This window comes from Micromonospora sp. NPDC050695, assembly GCF_040654415.1.
GTDB lineage: Bacteria > Actinomycetota > Actinomycetes > Mycobacteriales > Micromonosporaceae > Micromonospora.
Genome location: NZ_JBFAHZ010000010.1, coordinates 156,650 through 173,749, shown reverse-complemented (window position 1 = coordinate 173,749; position 17,100 = coordinate 156,650). Strand labels below are relative to the sequence as shown.

General features: G+C 72.0%; 18 protein-coding genes and 1 pseudogene. 8 read left to right on the top strand and 11 right to left on the bottom strand.

The window, feature by feature from the left end:
- Nucleotides 1–117 precede the first annotated feature (117 nt).
- From AB0H52_RS10895 to AB0H52_RS10885, 3 genes are all read left to right on the top strand, one after another.
- Nucleotides 118–303, top strand: coding sequence for a hypothetical protein (locus tag AB0H52_RS10895; RefSeq protein WP_151491632.1), 186 nt, complete (start codon nt 118–120; stop codon nt 301–303).
- Nucleotides 304–539: 236 nt separating this feature from the next.
- Entirely contained in the window at nt 540–1,346 is an 807-nt protein-coding gene (locus AB0H52_RS10890; protein ID WP_151491631.1) for a SigB/SigF/SigG family RNA polymerase sigma factor, read from the top strand.
- A gap of 14 nt (nt 1,347–1,360) precedes the next feature.
- Complete coding sequence (locus AB0H52_RS10885) at nt 1,361–2,161, top strand: SDR family oxidoreductase (RefSeq protein WP_357946616.1); 801 nt, start codon at nt 1,361–1,363, stop codon at nt 2,159–2,161.
- Nucleotides 2,162–2,171: 10 nt separating this feature from the next.
- Here AB0H52_RS10885 and AB0H52_RS10880 read toward each other — a convergent pair whose 3' ends face one another.
- Nucleotides 2,172–3,239, bottom strand: coding sequence for a DUF2855 family protein (locus AB0H52_RS10880; protein ID WP_357946613.1), 1,068 nt, complete (start codon nt 3,237–3,239; stop codon nt 2,172–2,174).
- A 63-nt stretch (nt 3,240–3,302) separates the two neighbouring features.
- The gene (locus AB0H52_RS10875; RefSeq protein WP_357946610.1) at nt 3,303–4,526 is read right to left on the bottom strand and encodes a PP2C family protein-serine/threonine phosphatase; all 1,224 of its coding nucleotides are present in this window, start codon (nt 4,524–4,526) and stop codon (nt 3,303–3,305) included.
- A gap of 276 nt (nt 4,527–4,802) precedes the next feature.
- Between AB0H52_RS10875 and AB0H52_RS10870 the strand changes: the two genes are divergently transcribed.
- The gene (locus AB0H52_RS10870; protein WP_225854515.1) at nt 4,803–5,831 is read left to right on the top strand and encodes an ice-binding family protein; all 1,029 of its coding nucleotides are present in this window, start codon (nt 4,803–4,805) and stop codon (nt 5,829–5,831) included.
- Between the two features lie 62 nt (nt 5,832–5,893).
- Here the strand turns inward: AB0H52_RS10870 and AB0H52_RS10865 are convergent, their stop codons facing one another.
- From AB0H52_RS10865 to AB0H52_RS10830, 8 genes and pseudogenes are all read right to left on the bottom strand, one after another.
- Nucleotides 5,894–7,384, bottom strand: a complete 1,491-nt coding sequence (locus AB0H52_RS10865; protein WP_151490141.1) for a glycoside hydrolase family 130 protein — start codon at nt 7,382–7,384, stop codon at nt 5,894–5,896.
- Nucleotides 7,381–8,385 carry a glycosyltransferase gene (locus tag AB0H52_RS10860; protein WP_151490232.1) on the bottom strand — a complete coding sequence of 335 codons (1,005 nt, stop codon included), beginning with the start codon at nt 8,383–8,385 and terminating at the stop codon, nt 7,381–7,383. Before AB0H52_RS10860 ends, AB0H52_RS10865 begins: the two co-directional genes overlap by 4 nt.
- Before the next feature lie 35 nt (nt 8,386–8,420).
- Nucleotides 8,421–9,557 (bottom strand): glycosyltransferase, encoded by a 1,137-nt coding sequence (locus AB0H52_RS10855; protein WP_357946607.1) that lies wholly within the window; start codon nt 9,555–9,557, stop codon nt 8,421–8,423.
- Between the two features lie 104 nt (nt 9,558–9,661).
- Entirely contained in the window at nt 9,662–10,666 is a 1,005-nt protein-coding gene (locus tag AB0H52_RS10850; protein ID WP_151490145.1) for a glycosyltransferase family 4 protein, read from the bottom strand.
- On the bottom strand, nt 10,663–10,836 hold the full coding sequence (locus AB0H52_RS10845; protein ID WP_167627081.1) for a hypothetical protein: 174 nt from the start codon (nt 10,834–10,836) through the stop codon (nt 10,663–10,665). The genes AB0H52_RS10850 and AB0H52_RS10845 overlap by 4 nt, the downstream gene beginning before the upstream one ends.
- A gap of 313 nt (nt 10,837–11,149) precedes the next feature.
- Nucleotides 11,150–12,181, bottom strand: a complete 1,032-nt coding sequence (locus tag AB0H52_RS10840) for a medium chain dehydrogenase/reductase family protein (protein ID WP_357946602.1) — start codon at nt 12,179–12,181, stop codon at nt 11,150–11,152.
- Between the two features lie 88 nt (nt 12,182–12,269).
- Nucleotides 12,270–12,812: a TetR/AcrR family transcriptional regulator gene (locus tag AB0H52_RS10835; RefSeq protein WP_151490149.1), complete on the bottom strand. Its 543-nt coding sequence runs from the start codon at nt 12,810–12,812 to the stop codon at nt 12,270–12,272.
- A gap of 32 nt (nt 12,813–12,844) precedes the next feature.
- Nucleotides 12,845–13,279, bottom strand: a pseudogene (locus AB0H52_RS10830) (helix-turn-helix domain-containing protein).
- A 133-nt stretch (nt 13,280–13,412) separates the two neighbouring features.
- Between AB0H52_RS10830 and AB0H52_RS10825 the strand changes: the two are divergent.
- Nucleotides 13,413–14,282, top strand: coding sequence for an oxidoreductase (locus AB0H52_RS10825; protein WP_151490151.1), 870 nt, complete (start codon nt 13,413–13,415; stop codon nt 14,280–14,282).
- 47 nt (nt 14,283–14,329) lie between these two features.
- Here AB0H52_RS10825 and AB0H52_RS10820 read toward each other — a convergent pair whose 3' ends face one another.
- Nucleotides 14,330–15,877 carry an MFS transporter gene (locus tag AB0H52_RS10820; RefSeq protein WP_357946598.1) on the bottom strand — a complete coding sequence of 516 codons (1,548 nt, stop codon included), beginning with the start codon at nt 15,875–15,877 and terminating at the stop codon, nt 14,330–14,332.
- 106 nt (nt 15,878–15,983) lie between these two features.
- Between AB0H52_RS10820 and AB0H52_RS10815 the strand changes: the two genes are divergently transcribed.
- The 3 genes from AB0H52_RS10815 to AB0H52_RS10805 all read left to right on the top strand — a co-directional run bounded on the left by AB0H52_RS10815 (nt 15,984) and on the right by AB0H52_RS10805 (nt 17,058).
- Nucleotides 15,984–16,463: a helix-turn-helix domain-containing protein gene (locus AB0H52_RS10815; RefSeq protein WP_151490153.1), complete on the top strand. Its 480-nt coding sequence runs from the start codon at nt 15,984–15,986 to the stop codon at nt 16,461–16,463.
- A 98-nt stretch (nt 16,464–16,561) separates the two neighbouring features.
- Nucleotides 16,562–16,783 (top strand): hypothetical protein, encoded by a 222-nt coding sequence (locus tag AB0H52_RS10810; RefSeq protein WP_225854521.1) that lies wholly within the window; start codon nt 16,562–16,564, stop codon nt 16,781–16,783.
- On the top strand, nt 16,780–17,058 hold the full coding sequence (locus AB0H52_RS10805; protein ID WP_255473693.1) for a PfkB family carbohydrate kinase: 279 nt from the start codon (nt 16,780–16,782) through the stop codon (nt 17,056–17,058). Before AB0H52_RS10810 ends, AB0H52_RS10805 begins: the two co-directional genes overlap by 4 nt.
- Nucleotides 17,059–17,100 lie beyond the last annotated feature (42 nt).

Here is a 17,100-nt window from a genome sequence, read left to right as displayed (position 1 = left end):
CCCGGAATCGGGACACCCTGATCGGGCGCCAGTCTGAGCGCCGGGTCGCCACCCAGGTCGTACGGCGAGAGTTGCCGAGGCCCAGACACACCCCTTCGTGGAAGACAGGAATCCTGCATGACATCGAACGACAACAATCGGCCGGCCTTGTTTCTCGCCACCTCGAACGCCGACGGCCTCGACGGGTCGGCGGTGACCTTCGACGCCAGCGAGGAGGCCATGCGACGGCTACGCCACCCGTTCGCGGTGACGCCGGCCCGGCCGACCAGCAACGCCGGGGACGACGGGGATCAACGCGACTGACCCCGCCATTACACGCGACCAGCCCCACCAGCGCGGCATAGTACTTTCGGCTAGTAATCGATCAGCGTTTCGGGTAGTGTCCGGGTCATCAAGTGCACGACATGACGCGGTGGTGAGGCCCGTGCTCGTGGCCTTACGACAGCGCACTTCGCCCCGTACGTGCGCCCCGGCGGCAGCCGGTTCGGAGACTCCTCCGGTCGACTCGATCGACGGGCACGTGCTGGAGGGACCACCTGATGGCCACCACCTTCGGATCGACGATCAGCACCCGCGTCGGCCAGCGACGCGGCGACCAGACGCCGGACGACCTCCTGGCCGCCCTGACGGCGGCACCGGCCGACGATCCGCGCCGCCCGGCACTGCGGGACCGCACCATCGAGGCGTGGCTACCGCTCGCCCGACACCTCGCACGCCGGTACGCCGGGCGCGGCGCGTCCGACGACGACCTGGCCCAGACCGCCGCGGTCGGGCTCATCAAGGCCGTCGACAACTTCGACGCCAGCCGGGGCGTCGACTTCAGCGGGTACGCCATCCCCACCGTCATCGGCGAGATCAAGCGGTACTTCCGTGATCGCACCTGGGCCGTCCGGGTGCCCCGCCGCCTTCAGGAGCTGCGCCTGTCGATCAGCGCGGCCAACAGCACCCTCACCCACACCCTCGGCCGGTCACCGACCGTGGCGGACATCGCCTCCTACCTCGACGTGTCCGAGGAGACCGTCCTGGAAGGACTGGAGGGTGCGCGCGCCTACCGGGCCACGTCGCTGTCCACGCCGACCGGAGCCGACGGCGGCCGGGAGCTCGGGGAGACCCTCGGCGGCGACGACCACGAGTTCGACCTCGTCGAGATCCGCGTCGCCCTCGGCCCCGCCCTCGCCACGCTGCCGGAGCGCGAACGCGAGATCCTGAGCCTGCGCTTCCACGGCAACCTGACCCAGGCCCAGATCGCCGACCGGATCGGCATCTCCCAGATGCACGTCTCGCGGCTGATCACCCGCTCGTTGGCCGCCCTGCGCGACCACCTCTCGAACGACAGCGGCTTCTAGGAACAGGACGACGAATGACCCTGCACATCGATCTGGCCGGTCGGACCGCGTTGGTCACCGGGTCGACCCAGGGGATCGGTGCGGCGATCACCGCCGGTCTCGCCCGTGCCGGCGAGCGGGTGGCGGTCAACGGCCGTACCGCCGACAGCGTCAAGCGGGCCGCGGACGCGTTGCGCGGCGAGGTCCCCGGTGCCGACGTGGTCGAGGTGGACGCCGACGTCTCCACCGATGACGGCACGGCGCGGACGCTTGACCTGCTGCCCACCGTCGACATCCTGATCAACAACCTCGGCATCTTCGGGCCGACCCCGGCCCTGGAGATCCCGGACGACGAGTGGCGTCGCTACTTCGAGGTGAACGTGCTGGCCGGGGTACGGCTGACCCGCGCATACCTGCCCGCCATGATGGAACGCGGCTGGGGGCGGGTGCAGTACATCGCCAGCGACTCGGCGGTCGCCATCCCGGCCGAGATGATCCATTACGGCGTGTCGAAGACGGCCCTGCTCGGCGTCTCCCGCGGCTTCGCGAAGGCTGCCGCCGGCACCGGCGTGACCGTCAACTCCGTCCTCGCCGGGCCGACCCACACCGGCGGTGTCGAGGGCTTCGTCGCCGACATGGTGGGCGACAGCCTCCCGTGGGAGGAGGCGCAGCGGGAGTTCATGCGGCTGCACCGGCCGCAGTCGCTGCTCCAGCGGCTGATCGAGCCCGAGGAGATCGCCAACATGGTCACCTACCTGGCGTCGCCGCTCGCCTCCGCCACGACCGGCGCCGCGGTCCGCGTCGACGGCGGTTACGTCGACGCGATCGTCCCCTGACGGCGGGCCGTCAGAGCTGCACGACGTGACCCACCCGCGGTGGCGTACGACCCGCGAGGACGTCGAGCCACGCGTGCCGCAGGGCCTCCGGCCCGACGCCCTCCTGAACGTCGAGCCACCCGTCCGCCACCGCGGTGAACCGCCGCCACGCCTCGGCGAACCGCCGGTCGAGCCCGTCACGGCCCCAGTCCTGGCTGCGTTTGCGCATCTGGACGGGTGCGAAGAACACCTCCTCGGCGGCGTCCGCGTTCGGAGTCTGGTTGGTCAGGCCGACGGCGATGTCCCGGACCAGAAGATCACCGAGGTGCCGGCGCAGGGCGGCGCGGGTCGAGGGCGCGCCGGACAGGTCGAGGTAGACGCTCGCGACGGCGTCGAGAGCGCCGATGTCGTCGTACGAGACGACCTGGTCGTAGCAGCCGAGCGACCGGGTGAAGGCGACGTTGCCGGGTGAGGTGAGCCCGACCAGGCGCGGACCGCGACCGTGCAGCTCGAACGCGGCCGCGTACGCGGTCTTGCTCGACGCCGACGACAGCAGCAGCGACTCGGCGCCGTGGAAGCCGTTGTCGCTGACCTGGTCGGCCAGCATGAACGAGGTGAAGAACAGCGGCCGGAACAGGATCAGCAGATCCTCCTGGTCGGGCCGGTACGCCGGGTCGGCACCGGTCGACCGGTACGCGTTGTACGGCGAGGGCAGGTCGGCCCGGTGCGGGCTGGCGTCGCGGAACCCCGACGCGTCGACCCGGTCCGGCCGCACCAGCAGATGGCCGGCGGGCGGCAGGTAGCCGTACACCCGCTGCCCCACCTCGACCCCCGCGACCGTCGACGCGACCACCTCCGCGAAGCCCCAGAGCGGGGGAAGCCCCCACTGCGGCCCGAGCCCGCGCGGGCCGGGCGGGAAGAACTCCCAGTAACGCATGGCGTCGCCGAGCACCGCGTAGGTCACGTTGTTGGCGCTGAGGCCGACGCGGTCGACCCGCAGGAGCGCCTCCCCGTCGGACGGGACGGCGGTCGTGCCGTCGACGAGCGCGCTCTGGCCGAGGTCGGCGCGGGCCACGGCGAACGTCCACGAGGGATCCATGGCCTGACGCTAGACAGCACCGGGAACGCAGACAAGTGCACTGCGAGTGCAAAATCCCACTCGCTAGGGTGACCCGGTGGCCGGCGTGACGAGGTCGCGCAGGTGAGCCAGCGGGGTGTGCGGCGGTTGCCACTCCAGGAACACGGCCGTGGCATCGTCGTCGAGTTCGTCGTCCTGGTAGCTGACGACGGCGCGCACCAGCCGGCGCATCGTCTCCGGGCTGGGCAGACCGTCGTTGAGAGCACGGTTGACGAAGTCGACGAGCCGATCCAGTCCGAACCGCTCACCACCGGCGCTGCGCGCATCGGTGATGCCGTCGGTGTAGGCGAGGATGCGGTCGCCGGGATGCAGATCCTCCACGTGCACCTCGGGGCGTCGGCCCGACAGGTGGCCCAGACCCAGCGGCAACGCGGTCGGCCCCGGCAGCTCCCGGATGGCCTTGCCGTCGCGCAGCAGCATCGCTCCGGGATGACCGGCGTTGATCATCTGCAGCCGCCCGGTCGTCCGGTCCAGCTCGGCGAGCAGCGCGGTCGCGAACAGGTTCGGATGCTCGGAACGCACCCACCGGTCGATGCTGATCGCGGTGTCGACCAGGTCGAGGCCGCACCGACGGGCGTTGCGGTAGGCGCTGACCACCAGGGAGGCCAGGGTGCTCGCCTTGATGCCGTGCCCACACGTGTCGAACAGCCCGACGCTGAGCACGTCGCCGTTCAACGCGTAGTCGAAGATGTCCCCGCCGACGTCGTAACACGGCTCGAGGATGGCGGTGACCACCATGTCGTCGGTCGCGAAGGTCAACGGCGGCAGCAGTCCCCACACGATCTCGGCGGCGACCTGCATCGGGAGCCGACGCCGCATCCGCTCGACCACGTCGCCGTAGGGCCGGCGGTTCACCAGCAACTGGGCGACGGTGACGGCCACCTCCCACGCCGGGCCCTCCATGGCCCGGTCGCCGGCGACCGGCGTGACGACCTCGAGCACACCCATCCGCTCGCACCCCAGCAGCAGCGGAACCCAGATCCGGTCGGGGTTGTCCGGGGCACGCTGGACGTCGAGGGTGGTGAACGCCCGGCCGGCGAGTGTCGTCTCGATCGACAGCTCGTGGCGGACGAGGCCGGCACCGAGCAGCGGCACGAGCAGGGTCTGCGTGTAGTCGGCCAGGTAGACCACGATCTCGGTGGCGTTGATCGCCGCCGCGGCGCCGGTGACCAGCAGAGACAGGTCGTCCGGCCCACCCCGTGGTGCGTTGAGCTGCAACGACCGCACCGCGTCGCCGGCGTCAACCACGCTCCACCTCCCCCTTCGTCCGGCGACGGAGACGAGCAGACCGGGTGCCACCACCGTAGGAGCACGACGGCGGCGACGCCACCCGACCCCCACCCTCGCGTTCGCACCCGCCGTACGTCACCCCGCTGACCCCATCCACCCCACTCATCTCATGAATCGCCCCACCCTCGCGGCTCACATGTGCAAAAGTCCGTTTTGTTCCATATGTGGTTTTAGTGCGGCTCCAGCCGCCGCACGACCGGCGTCCGGAGAGATGCCTTCGCGAAAGGGCACATCGTGACAACCAAACTATTCCGCCGTCCGCGACGCGCGGCCCTGTCCGCACTGGCGGCGATGGCCGCCAGTGGCACAGCCGTCGCCGTGCTGCTCGTCAGCGGCACCGGAGCGAGCGCTGCCGAGGCACCGGTGGGCCTGGGAACGGCGGCGGACTTCTCCGTACTGGCCGGCTCCACCGTCACCAACACCGGGCCGAGCTTCCTCGCACAGAGCCTCGGCGTCAGCCCCGGCAACACCGCGCCCGGCTTTCCGCCCGGAATCGTCGCCGGCGAGATCCACCTCGCTGACGCCGTCGCACTGCAGGCCAAGAACGACCTGACCACCGCGTACAACGACGCGGCCGGCCGGACCCCGTTCACCAACCTGCCCGCGGAGCTGGGCGGCTCCACGCTGACCCCCGGGGTCTACCGGCTCGGCGCCGCGCAGCTGACCGGAACCCTGACGCTCAACAGCCAGGGCGACCCGGCGGCGGTGTTCATCTTCCAGATCGAGTCCACCCTCATCACCGCGTCCAACAGCAGCGTCGTCTTCATCAACGGCGCCACGCCCTGCAACGTCTACTGGCAGGTCGGCAGCTCGGCCACGGTCGGCACCGGCACCCGGTTCATGGGCAACATCCTGGCCCAGACCTCGATCACCATGAACACCGGCGCCACCCTCCAGGGCCGCGCCCTGGCACAGACCGGCGCGGTCACCCTCGACACCAACACCATCAACGCCCCCGTCTGCCTCCAACCGACCGGAACGCCCACCCAGCCCACCGGCACGCCCACGGGCACACCGACCGGCACACCGACCAGCACGCCCACGGGCACACCGACCGGACAGCCCACGGGCACACCAACCGGACAGCCCACGGCCACACCGACCGGGCAGCCCACGGCCCGGCCCACCCGCACCGCGCTGCCCGTCACCGGTGGCAGCGGCGGTGGCACCCTGCTGCCCGTCCTCACCGGGATCGGCAGCGTCGCCGTCGCCGCCGGCGCGGCCCTGCTGCTGCTCTACCGACGCCGGACCTCCGAGTCCTGACCGGTAGACCCCGGCGGCCGGTGACCAACCGGCCGCCGGGGCACCACCGTCAAGACCCGCCCTCAACCGCCCGGAGCACCCGCTGGCGGCGCCTGCACCATCGCGGCGATGAGGGCGGCCACCGGTACGGTGGCGAAACCGACCCGGGTGTCGCTCGCCCCGTACGGCAGCCACAGCTCGCCATCGTGGACGAGCCCTCCGCAGGAGTAGACGACGTTGGGCACGTACCCGTCCCGGTCGTTCTCGTCCGGTGACAGCAGCACACCGGGCAGGTGCCCGATGACGTGATCCGGCCGGTGCAGGTCGAGCAGGAGCGCACCGATCGCGTACCGGCGCATCGGCCCGACACCGTGGGTGAGCACGAGCCAGCCGGCGTCGGTCTCGATGGGCGATCCGCAGTTGCCGACCTGGATCAGCTCCCAGCTGTCCCGAGGCGCGTGCAGGGGGACGGGACGGCGCCAGCGGTTCTCGACGTTGAGGACGGTCAGGCCGATGGTCTCGCCGTCGGCGCGGCACAGCGCCAGGTGCCGGCCGCCGACAGTACGGGGAAAGAGCGCGATCCCCTTGTTGAGGGCACCCGGACCACGCATCGGTGTCATCTCGAAACGGCACAGGTCGGTGCTGACCAGCGCCCGGGTGGCGATGCTCCGACCGTCGAAGGCGGTGTAGGTGGCCCGGTACGTCGGCCCCGAGTCGTCGACGAACCTGACGAACCGGGCGTCCTCCATGCCGTTGCTCTCCGCCGGGATCGCCGGCCAGAGCACCCGCTCGTGCAAGGCGGTGTGCGCCGGAAAGGCCGTGGCGTAGCTGCCAGCGTTGGTACGCCGCAACTGATCGAGGGTGTCCATGCCGGTGCTGCGGGACAGCAGGTCCGGTGGCACGCCGCCGAGCACCCGCTCGAACATGGCGTCGTCGTACCGCTCGGGCAGGGCATCCAGCACGGTGGCGGTGACCTCGTTGTCCCAGTCCTCCTCGGCCAGGCCGGCGGCGAGCAGATCCCAGCGGTGCCGTACGCCCATCCGCCGCCCGACGGTCAGCGGGCCGGGCCGGCCGGCGACGGTGAGGCGGTGCCCGGGGCCGAGCACCGCGGTGGCGAACCCGATGGACGACAGGTGCCCCTCACCGATCTGGCGCAGACTGACCGCGACCCGCAGTTGCCCGTCGACCAGACCGGTCTGGTCGGGGTGGGCCACCATCGACGGGTTGCACAGGGCCGCGGACTCGACGGCGTACTCGTGGCTGAAGTACGCGCCGACCAGGAGCCGGCTCGTGGGTGAGAGGTCCCGGGCACCGGACGCGCGGTGCCGGACGAGGTCGTAGTGGTGCTGGAACGTGCCGGCGAGGTCGCGGTGCCGCGCACCGAAGCGGTCGAACGTGTCCCGTAGCAGCCGGCCGGTCTCCTCGTCGTCGAGGTGCGCCACCCGGTCGATGAGCGCCCGCGCACGGCTGCGGACCACCGCGGCGTCCTCACCCGGGACGAAGAGCTTGACGATGACCCGGCGCGCGTCCGGGGTGAGGGTGACGTCACGTCGAACGGCCTGGACTCCGGTCACGCCCACCGCCGCACGTGTTGCAGGGTGGAGATGAGCGCGAGCGTGGATTCGGCGCCCTGGTTGAGGTTCGGTCCGTGGGCGGTCAGCCCGTCGTACCCGCCGCCGGTCGCCGGATCCCACATCGGGGTGCCGACGTCGTTGTCGCCGAGGAACCACCCGACCGCCTGCCGTATCCCGGTCTCCCACTCGGGGTCGCCGCTGACCGTGGCCGCCGTGGCGCAGGCGTCGGCGAGCGCGGCCACCTCGATCGGCTGCTGGTCGTGGTGCAGCCGTACCGCCCCGTGCCGCCACCCTGCGGCCGGCACGACCGACAGCCTCCCGTCGCGCAGTTGAACGCCGCGCAGCCAGGTCAGCATCCGCAGACCGTCGTCGAGGGGTGGGCCGCCGTGCCGCAGCTGGCTGGCGGCGATGACGACCTCGGCGAGGGCCGGGTTGGCGTACGTCAGCTGCGGTCGCGGCCAGGGCCAGCGCGGGTCGTCGCCGGCCGGGCCGACGGCGCTCGCCGCGTCCGCCAGCAGAGCGGCCGCGGTGACGTGGCCCGGGTGGCGGCGCAGCACCTCGGCCGCGCCGAGCCCGGCGAAGACCATCGCGTGCGGTGCCGGGGAGCGCCGGGTGGCACCCCGGCTGAAGGCGACCAGCGCCTCCTCCCGCACCCAGGGGGCGGTGCTGCGCGCGACGGCGGTACCGAGCCCCCACAGCGCCCGACCCCACCAGTCGCCGAGCCCCGGGTCGTCGGTCCAGCGCCGGTCGTACCCCAGCCGGTTGTGGAAGGCGCCCCCGGCGTCCTGCGCGTGGGTCAGGAACGCGAGGTAGCACTCCGCGAGCCGGAGCACCTCGTCGGTGGGCTCCGGCTCGCGGCTGACCACGACCAGCCCACGGGCCACGTCGTCGGTGCAGTAGCCGTGCTCGCGGCGGACGATGGCGTGCCGGGCGTGCTCGTACAGGCCGGTGTCGTCGGTCATCCGGACCAGGTGCGCGAAGCTCGGCGCGGGCGCCGTCATCCAGCGCCGGGCGGCCTGTCGGCCGGCGGTCGTGGTCACACCGACGCCGCGCTGATCGCGGGCGGGCGGACCTCGATGAGCTGGTCGGCGAGGACGCCGTAGCGGGCCGCCACCGCCGGCCAGCGCAGGTGTGCCGCGAGCGGCCGCACGCGGCCGGCCAGCCGCGCGGTCAGGCCCGGCTCGGTGAGGACCCGCCGGATCGCCGCGGCCAACGCCGCCGGGTTCTGATGGGGTACGACCAGACCCGGTCCGCCGGTGAGCAGCTCGACGGCGTGCGGGAACGCCGTGGCCACGACGGGCACCCCGGCCGCCACCGCCTCGATGAGCACGCCGGAGGTGACCTGTTCACGGGAGTCGTAGGGCAGCACGACCACGTCGGCGGAGCGGATCAGCCGCCCGAGAGTCCCCTGGTCGTGGTAGACGTCCTGGTAGTCCACGGCATGCGCCACGCCCAGCTGGGCACCGAGCTGGTGCAGCCCCGCCCGGTACGTCTCACCGTGGTGTTCGATCACCTTCGGGTGGGTCCGGCCGGCCACGGTGTAGGTGGGTGTCGGCTCCAGGTCCTGCAACCGCGCGAGCGCCCGCAACGACCACTCGACGCCCTTGCCGGGGCCGAGCAGCCCCCAGGTCAGCAGGTGCGGTCGGGCACGTCGGTCGACGGGCACTCCGGAGAGTTCGGCGGCGCCGTGCGGGATCACCGTCACCTTGGCCGGTGGCACGGCGTAGCCGACGAGCAGCCGGTCGCGGGCGGTGTCGGTCATCGTGACGACCGCGCCGGCGGTGGCGACGATGCGCTCCAGCAGGGACTTCTGCCGGGCCGAGGGCTGACGGAGCACGGTGTGCAGCACCACGATGCTCGGCACGGTGAGCCGACGCAGCAACGGCAGGATGTCCTCGCCGTCGTTGCCGGGGTAGATGCCGTACTCGTGCTGGACGATCGCCACGTCGAAGGTGTTCAGGACGGCCGCGGCGTCCCGCCAACCGGCCGGGGTACGCGCCGACCAGGTGTGCACGACCCCCGGCACCGGTCGCTGGTCGTCGCCGTGGTCGGTGACCCGGACGATGCCACCGCGCGTGCCGTCGGCCGTGAGCTGGGTGGCGAGGGCGGAGTTGAAGGTGGCCAGTCCACACCGGGTCGGTGGATGAGTGCTGAGGAATCCGAAGCTGGGCATCGACGTCGGGCCTTCCGGTTGTCGGCCGCCACCGGAGTACGGGGCGGCCTCACGCGGTGACGGCGCACGCCGGCCAGCGTGTGTGGCCGGCGCAGCGGGTTGGTTCAGCCGTGGACGAGCTGCTCGTAGACGGCGAGGTAGTCGGTGACCATCCGGTCGGCGCTGAAGCGCTGTCGCGCCCGTGCCCGGCATCCGGCCCGGTCGAGGGTGGCGACCCGGGTCACCGCGTCGACGGCCTGGTCGACGGTGTGCACGAGGAATCCCGTCACCCCGTCGTCGACGACCTCCGGCATCGATCCCCGCGCGTACGCGACGACCGGCGTGCCGCAGACCATCGACTCCACCACCGACAGGCCGAACGGTTCGTCGAAGGCGATCGGGTGCAGCAGCGCCGCGCTCGCGCCCAGCACCTCCGCCCGGCGTCGCGGACCGACCGAGCCGAGGAAGACGACCTGGTCGCCGTCGATGTGGGGGGCGACCTGCTCCGCGAAGTACCGCTCGTCCTGGACGATGCCGCAGATGGTCAGGGGGCGACCGGCGCGGCGGGCGATCTCGATGGCGGTGTGGGTGCCCTTGTCGGGGTGGATCCGGCCGAACGCGGCCAGCCCGGGGCCAGCGTCGCTGCTGAACGGCAGCCCGCTCACGTCGACGCCGTGGTGCACGGTGGCGACGTAGTCGAGGTCCGGAGCCCGGTCCGCGTCCGAGATCGACACGTAGGACGAGCGGGCCCGGGTGTACGCGGGCAGGATCCCCGCGCCGGAGAAGCCGTGCACGGTGGTGAGCAGCGGAGCGTCACAGTGGTCCGCGAAGGCCAGCGGCAGCCAGTCGAGGTGGCTGTGCAGCAGGTCGAACTGCGCCGAGCGGGCCAGCGCGTGGGAGACGTGCATCGCCTCCCACACCCGGCCGTCCATGTCCGGGTCGTCCGCGTACCCCCGGGGGCTGACGCCGTCGAGCTGTGCGGAGGTGGCGGAGTCCAGGGTCGCGAAGAGGGTCACGTCCACGCCACGACTGACCAGCCCTTCCGCGAGCAGGCCGGTGACCTGCTCCCACGGGCCGTAGTGGTGCGGGGGCGTACGCCAGGCGATCGGGCCGAGAAGCGCAACCCTCACGGGGATGGCGCGTCGGCGAGGTCGGCCGGGTCGAGGTGCAGGGTGGCGAGCAGCCCGGAGTGCTTGGCCGGGTCGACCCGCTCCGGCAGCTCCCGCTCGACCCAGTCGGCCCGCGCCTGCTGGCCCCGGTCGCGAAGTGCGCTGACGATCCTGTTTCGGGCGATTCTCATCTGGTGCTCCCCCTGGTTGGCCGTGCGGTCGTGCGCGCGTACGGCGATCACGAACTGTGCGATGACCGGTGCATCTCACGGCGGGGACGTGGTCGGCGACGAACCAGCACGACAACACGTCACGGCGATGGGGATGGCGATCGGTTACGCCCCGAACGGGCTGGTGGCGACGGCATCTGCGGCCACCGGAGGCCCCGGGCGACATGTTCACCGTACGCCCTCCCGGTGCGGGCCGCACGGGCCGGCGACCCGACCGACCCAGATCGGCCAGCAATGTCGCCCCGATCGAGGATGCCGTCGAGACAGCCGGAGCTCAGGGCTCCAGCACGACCTTGCCCGCCCGGCTGCGGGTCTCGGCGAACACCATCGCGGCGGACACCTCGGTGAGCGGGTAGCGGGCGGCGATCTGCGGCACGATCACTCCCTGTCGCAGCAGGTCGAGCACGGTGCGGAGGTCGGTACGCAGGCGACGTCGGAACGCCGTCGGGCGGGTCAGGCGGCCGGCCCAGAAGTTGTAGAACCCGGCCCGGTGCCCGTTCGGCAACGCGTTCCAGGTGTAGAGGCGGGCCAGCAGCTTCACGAAGACCCAGACGATCGATGTGGCGGAGCCCAGTGCGGAGGCGTTGCCGTAGACGACCAGTTTGCCGCCGGGGGCGAGCAGGTCGTACGAGGTGCGGACGCCGGGGCCGGCGACCGGGTCGAAGACGGCGTCGACGCCACCCGGCGACAGCTCGCGGACGCGCACGGCCAGGTCCGGGTCGCGGTAGTCCAGCGGTTCGACGCCGAGTTCGCGCAGCGCATCGTGATGCTTCGCGGCGGCGGTGCCGATGACCCGCAGACCGAGGTGGCGTCCGAGCTGGACGAGCACCGTCCCGACGCCGCCGTTGGCGCCGTGCACGAGGATGGTCTGCCCGGCCCGCAGGTCGGCGCCGCGCAGCAGCTGCCGGGCGGTCACACCGTTCACCACGACGGTCTCGGCTTCGGCAGGGTCCAGATCCGCGGGTACGGGGGTCAGGTCGTCGACGTCGACCACCAGGTGGGAGGCCCAGGCGCCGGTCTTGGTGACCGCCGCGACCCGGGTGCCGATCAGCGAGTCGTCCCCGTCGGGCCCCACCGAACGGACCGTGCCGACCAGGTCGTAGCCGGGCACGAACGGGAACTTCGGCTGGCCGGGGTAGAGGTTACGGCGCATCGACTGCTCGGCGTACGAAATGCCGGTGGCCTCGACCTCGACGAGCGCCTGCCGCCGGTCGGGGACGGGCATCGCGCGTCGGTGGAGTTGGAGCCCGTCGGGCTCCACCACGCCGGGCAGCACCACTTCGGTGATCATCGGGTCGGTCGCCATCAAGTACTCCTTTGTTTGTAAGTGTGCACTCACACACTTCGCAGGTCGAAGAAATGGGCCGCTTCCGCGGCCCGGTTCGGGAGTCGGGTCAGGGGTGACGGATGCCGGCGGTCAGCGCCCGAGCCCACGGCTCAGGGACCTGCTCCAGGCCCGCGGTGACGATGAGATGACAGAGCTGGCCGTACGCGAAGAACTGCTGGACCTGCGCGTCGCTGGCACCGGCCCGCCCCTGCACGAGGGTCGCCACCCGCCGGTAGCCGGCCCGCACCACCTCGGCGATCTCGGGGATGTCCGTTACGGCCTGCGCCTGCACCTGGAAGAGCAGGAGATCACGGTCGGCGATCAGCTCCGCGTAGGCACCGCCCATCGCGTCGAGAACCTCCTCCGGGCTGGTGCCGCCGACCCGGTCCGCTCCGACCTCGATCGCCTCGGCGATCCGTGCGAAGCACGCCTCGGCGGCCGCCACGAACAACCCGAGCTTGCCGGAGAAGAGCCGGAACACGTACGCCTCGGAGATGCCGGCGGCGGCCGCCACGGCGGTGACCGGCGTGGCGTGGAAGCCGGTGCGCGCGAACGCCGACACGGCGGCGTTCAGGACGGTGACCCGGCGGGCCTCGGCGGTCGATCGCATGTTTGTAAGTGTGCACTCACAAACTAATGCCGTCAAGCCCGGTCAGGGCGCGATGCGCAGCACCACCGTGCCCCGCCGAGCGCAGCATGATCCTTGTCGACCGCAACACCGGCGTGGAGGCCGACCGGGCTGTCGTCCGGCGAACTGGCGGCGATCGACCCGAGCAGGGCCAGCGAACGCGCCGACTCCGAACCGGGCTCGGCGTGGTAGATCACCAGGAGCTGGCCGTCGGCGCCGGCGACCGCGAGCTTGTCGCAGTACAGGTCGAGGTCACCCACCTGCCGCTCACGACCCTGTTCCAGCCGCAGGTAGTGGTCGGCGCTGATGCCGGCCAGCATCGCCACCTCCTCCCGGCGCAGGCCGGGCACCCGGCGCAGCCCCACGCCCGGGCCGAGCCCGACGTCCTCGGGCCGGACCTACTCCCGGCGTGCCCGCAGGAAGTCGCCGAGCGGATTGGTCGCGTCCATGCCCTCGACGGTATGCCGCCCCCTCGGGCGGTGACTGGCCGTGTCACTACCAGGAACATCTCGCCCTGCCGGGCGGCCGGTTGTCGGTGCACAGTCGTACACGTATCCACTCCGAACACGGACAGAGGACGACATGAGCGAGAACCTTCCCGGCGGTGCCCTGACCCTGGCCGACGGCCTCACCCTGAGCCGGATGGGCTACGGGGCGATGCAGTTGGCCGGCCCCGGCGTCTACGGCCCACCCCGCGACCGCGAGCAGGCCCTGGCCGTGCTCCGCGAGGCGGTCGACCTGGGGGTCCGACACATCGACACCAGCGACTTCTACGGGCCCGTGGTGGTCAACGAGCTGATCCGCGAGGCACTGCACCCGTACCCCGAGGATCTGCACCTGGTCACGAAGGTCGGCGCGCGCCGCGGCGCCGACCGCTCCTGGATCCCGTCTCTCGAGCCGGACGCCCTCAAGGCCCAGGTCCGGGACAACCTGGACCACCTCGGCCTGGATGCCCTCGACGTGGTCAACCTGCGGGTCGGCGTGGCGGAGGGCACCGGCGACGCGCCGCTCGGGGAGCAGTTCGCCGCCCTGGCGGAGCTGCGGCAGGAGGGTCTGATCCGGCACCTCGGGCTCAGCAACGTCACGCTCAACCAGCTCACCGAGGCGCAGGCCATCGCGCCCGTGGTGACGGTGCAGAACCTCTACAACGTCGCCAACCGGCAGGACGACGCCCTGGTCGACCGGTGCGCGGCGGAGAACATCGCGTTCGCCGCGTTCTTCCCGCTCGGCGGGTTCACGCCGCTGCAGTCCGACACGCTCAACGACGTGGCCGCCCGGGTGGGTGCCACGCCGCAGCAGGTCGCCCTCGCCTGGCTGCTCCAGCGCTCCCCCACCACCGTGCTGATCCCCGGCACGTCGAGCCTGGCGCACCTGCGGGAGAACATGGCCGCCGCCGACCTGAAGCTGCCGGCCGACGCGATCGAGGAGCTGGACACCATCGGCGTCGCCTAGCGCTGGCGGGGCCGGGCTCGGTGCTGGCGTTGCTGGCGCGGCCGGGCTCAGTTGTGGTGCGGGCGGTTGCGGATGAGGGTGAGCGCGAGGACGGCGGTGACCAGGAAGACGATGCCGGTGATCCGCAGACCGGCCTGGACTCCGGTGGTCATCGCCTCCGCGAGTGCCGACCGGACCGGGTCGGGCAGCGGCTGGTCGCCGGTGGCGCCGGCGGCCACCGCCGCCCGCACGGCCGATCGGGTGGGTTCTTGCACCTGGTGTGCGGCGAGGCGGTCCGGCAGGTTGGCCAGCATCGTGGTGGTGAGCAGCGCGCCCAGCAGGGACGAGCCGAGCACCGAGCCGACCTGCCGGGCCGCGTTGACCGCACCGGAGGCCATGCCGGCCTGGGCGGGCGCGACGCTGGCCAACGCCGCCGCCGTCGCCGGGGAGACCACCAGACCGCTGGCGGCACCGAACAGAGCGAACAGCGCCCAACGGTGATCGAATGTCGTGGTCGCCCCCTGTGCCGCGAGCCCGAAGGTGGCCACCGCGCCGAGGGCCAGGCCGAGGGTGAGCGGTGCCTTGAAGCCGGTGCGCCGGATCGTCCGCCCGGCGGCGAAGGCCACGAGCACGTACACGCCGAAGAGCACCAGCATTCGCCAGCCGGTGTCCAGCGGGGTGAGGGCCTGGGCACGTTCGTGGAACAGGACGAGCAGGATCGCCACACCGGTGAAGCCGAACAGCGACACCGCGGCGACGACCATGACGGCGCTGAACGACGCCGACCGGAACAGCCGTACGTCGAGCATCGGCGCGGTGGCGCGCAACTCGACCAGCACGAACGCGACCAGCGCGGCGGCCGAGACGATCCAGGCGGTGGCCACGACTGGGCTGGTGTAGCCGTCGCGTCCACCCTGGATCATGGCGTAGACGGAGGCGGCGATGGCGAGGGTGCCGAGCAGCAGGCCGAGGAGGTCGAGTCGGCCCGCGCTCTGCCGGGACTCGGCCACCCCGATCGCGGCGACGACGAGGGTCACCACACCCAGCACGATCGTCGACAGGTAGACGCTGTGCCACTGGTGGTCCCGCAGCAGCGTACCGGCGATGAGCGGCCCGATCGCGAGCCCGATCCCGGAGGCGGCCGACCAGGCGGTGATGACCTCGGTACGGCGGTGCGGGTCGGTGAACGTCGCGCCGAGGATCGCCAGGCTGTTCGGCAGGATCAGGGCCCCGCCGAGTCCGGCGATCAACTGCCCGACGATCACCCAGGCGACGGTGGGCGCGCTGGCCACGACGGCACCGCCAACGATCATCGCGACGACACCCGCGCCGAACATGCGCCTGCGCCCGTAGCGGTTGCCCAGGGTGGCTGCGGACAACACCAGGCTCGCCACGACCAGGGTGTAGGCGCTGGGGATCCAGATCACGGTGGTCGGGTCGACCCGCAGGTCGCGCTGGATGGTGGTCAGGGCGGAGACCGTCGCGGTGATCTGCAGGAACGTGATCATCGCGCCCAGGCACATGGCGACCAGGGTCATCGGGCGGGAGCCACGGACGGATGAGCGGGCGGTGACGGCCGGTCCGGATCCGGACGGGGCCGTGATGCCAGTGGTCACGAGGTGTCCTCGGGTCGATGGAGGCTGGCTTTTATCTTGGCAACTCAGCAGCTCCCCAGTGAAGCACGCTGGCTAACTCCAACGCAAGTCAGGTAGGCTGGGTGGCATGGAGGACCTACGGGACGACCGCGACTCCTGGTCGATGGCGAACTGCTCGGTCGCACGGGCGATGGACATCGTGGGCAGCCGGTCGACGATCCTGATCATGCGCGAGGCGCTGCTCGGCACCCGACGCTTCGACGACTTCGTCCGCCGGGTCGGGGTCGGCGAACCCGCCATGGCGGCCCGACTCAAGGAAATGGTCGCCGCCGGCCTGCTCGAACGGATCCCGTACCGGGAGCCCGGGCAGCGCACCCGCCACGAGTACCAACTCACCCGCAAGGGCCGCGAACTACTCCCCGTCATCACGGCGCTGCGCAACTGGGGCGACACCTGGAGCGCCGACGAGGCCGGCCCCGGCATCCTCGCCACCCACCACAACTGCGGCGAGCCCGTCCGTGCCGTGATCCGCTGCGCGGCCGGACACGACGTCGAGAGCGGCGACATCGACATCACCGCCGGCCCGGGCCTGATCCGCCGCGACTGACGCCACACCGCCAGGTCAATCACTGACGCTGGCGTCCGGACGACGGTGCCTACGCGACCGCGCGGTCCCGATGAGGGCGCTGCCGTGACCAGGCGGTGGTGGAGGCCGTACGGCGTGCCCGAGCGGCGGGCAGCACCGTCAGCCTGGACGTCAACCACCACAACCGCCTCTGGTCGGTCAGCGACGCCGCCGCCGCACTGCGACCGCTGCTGCCCTCGATCGACCTGGTCGTCGCCTCCGACGACGAACTCGCCGTGCTGACCGACGCGACCGACCCCTCGCGGCACTGCGCGAAGCCGGCGTCACCGATGTCGTCGTGAAGCACGGTGCCGACGGAGCGACCAGCCACAGCGCGACCGGCACGGTGCACCGGCCGGCCCGGACGGTGCCGGTGGTCGACACCGTCGGCGCCGGCGACGCCTTCGTAGCCGGGCTGCTCTCCGGCTGGCTGGACGGCCTCGACGCGCCGGCCCGGCTGGACCGGGCCGTCACCACCGGCGCGTTCGCGGTCGCCACCAGGGGTGACTGGGAGGGCCTGCCGGACCGGAGCGAGCTGACGCTGCTCGACCACGGGCCTGGCGGTACGGTCCGCTGACCGGCGCGGCGGCCGACGCCGCCGTCGGAGATCGTTGGAGGA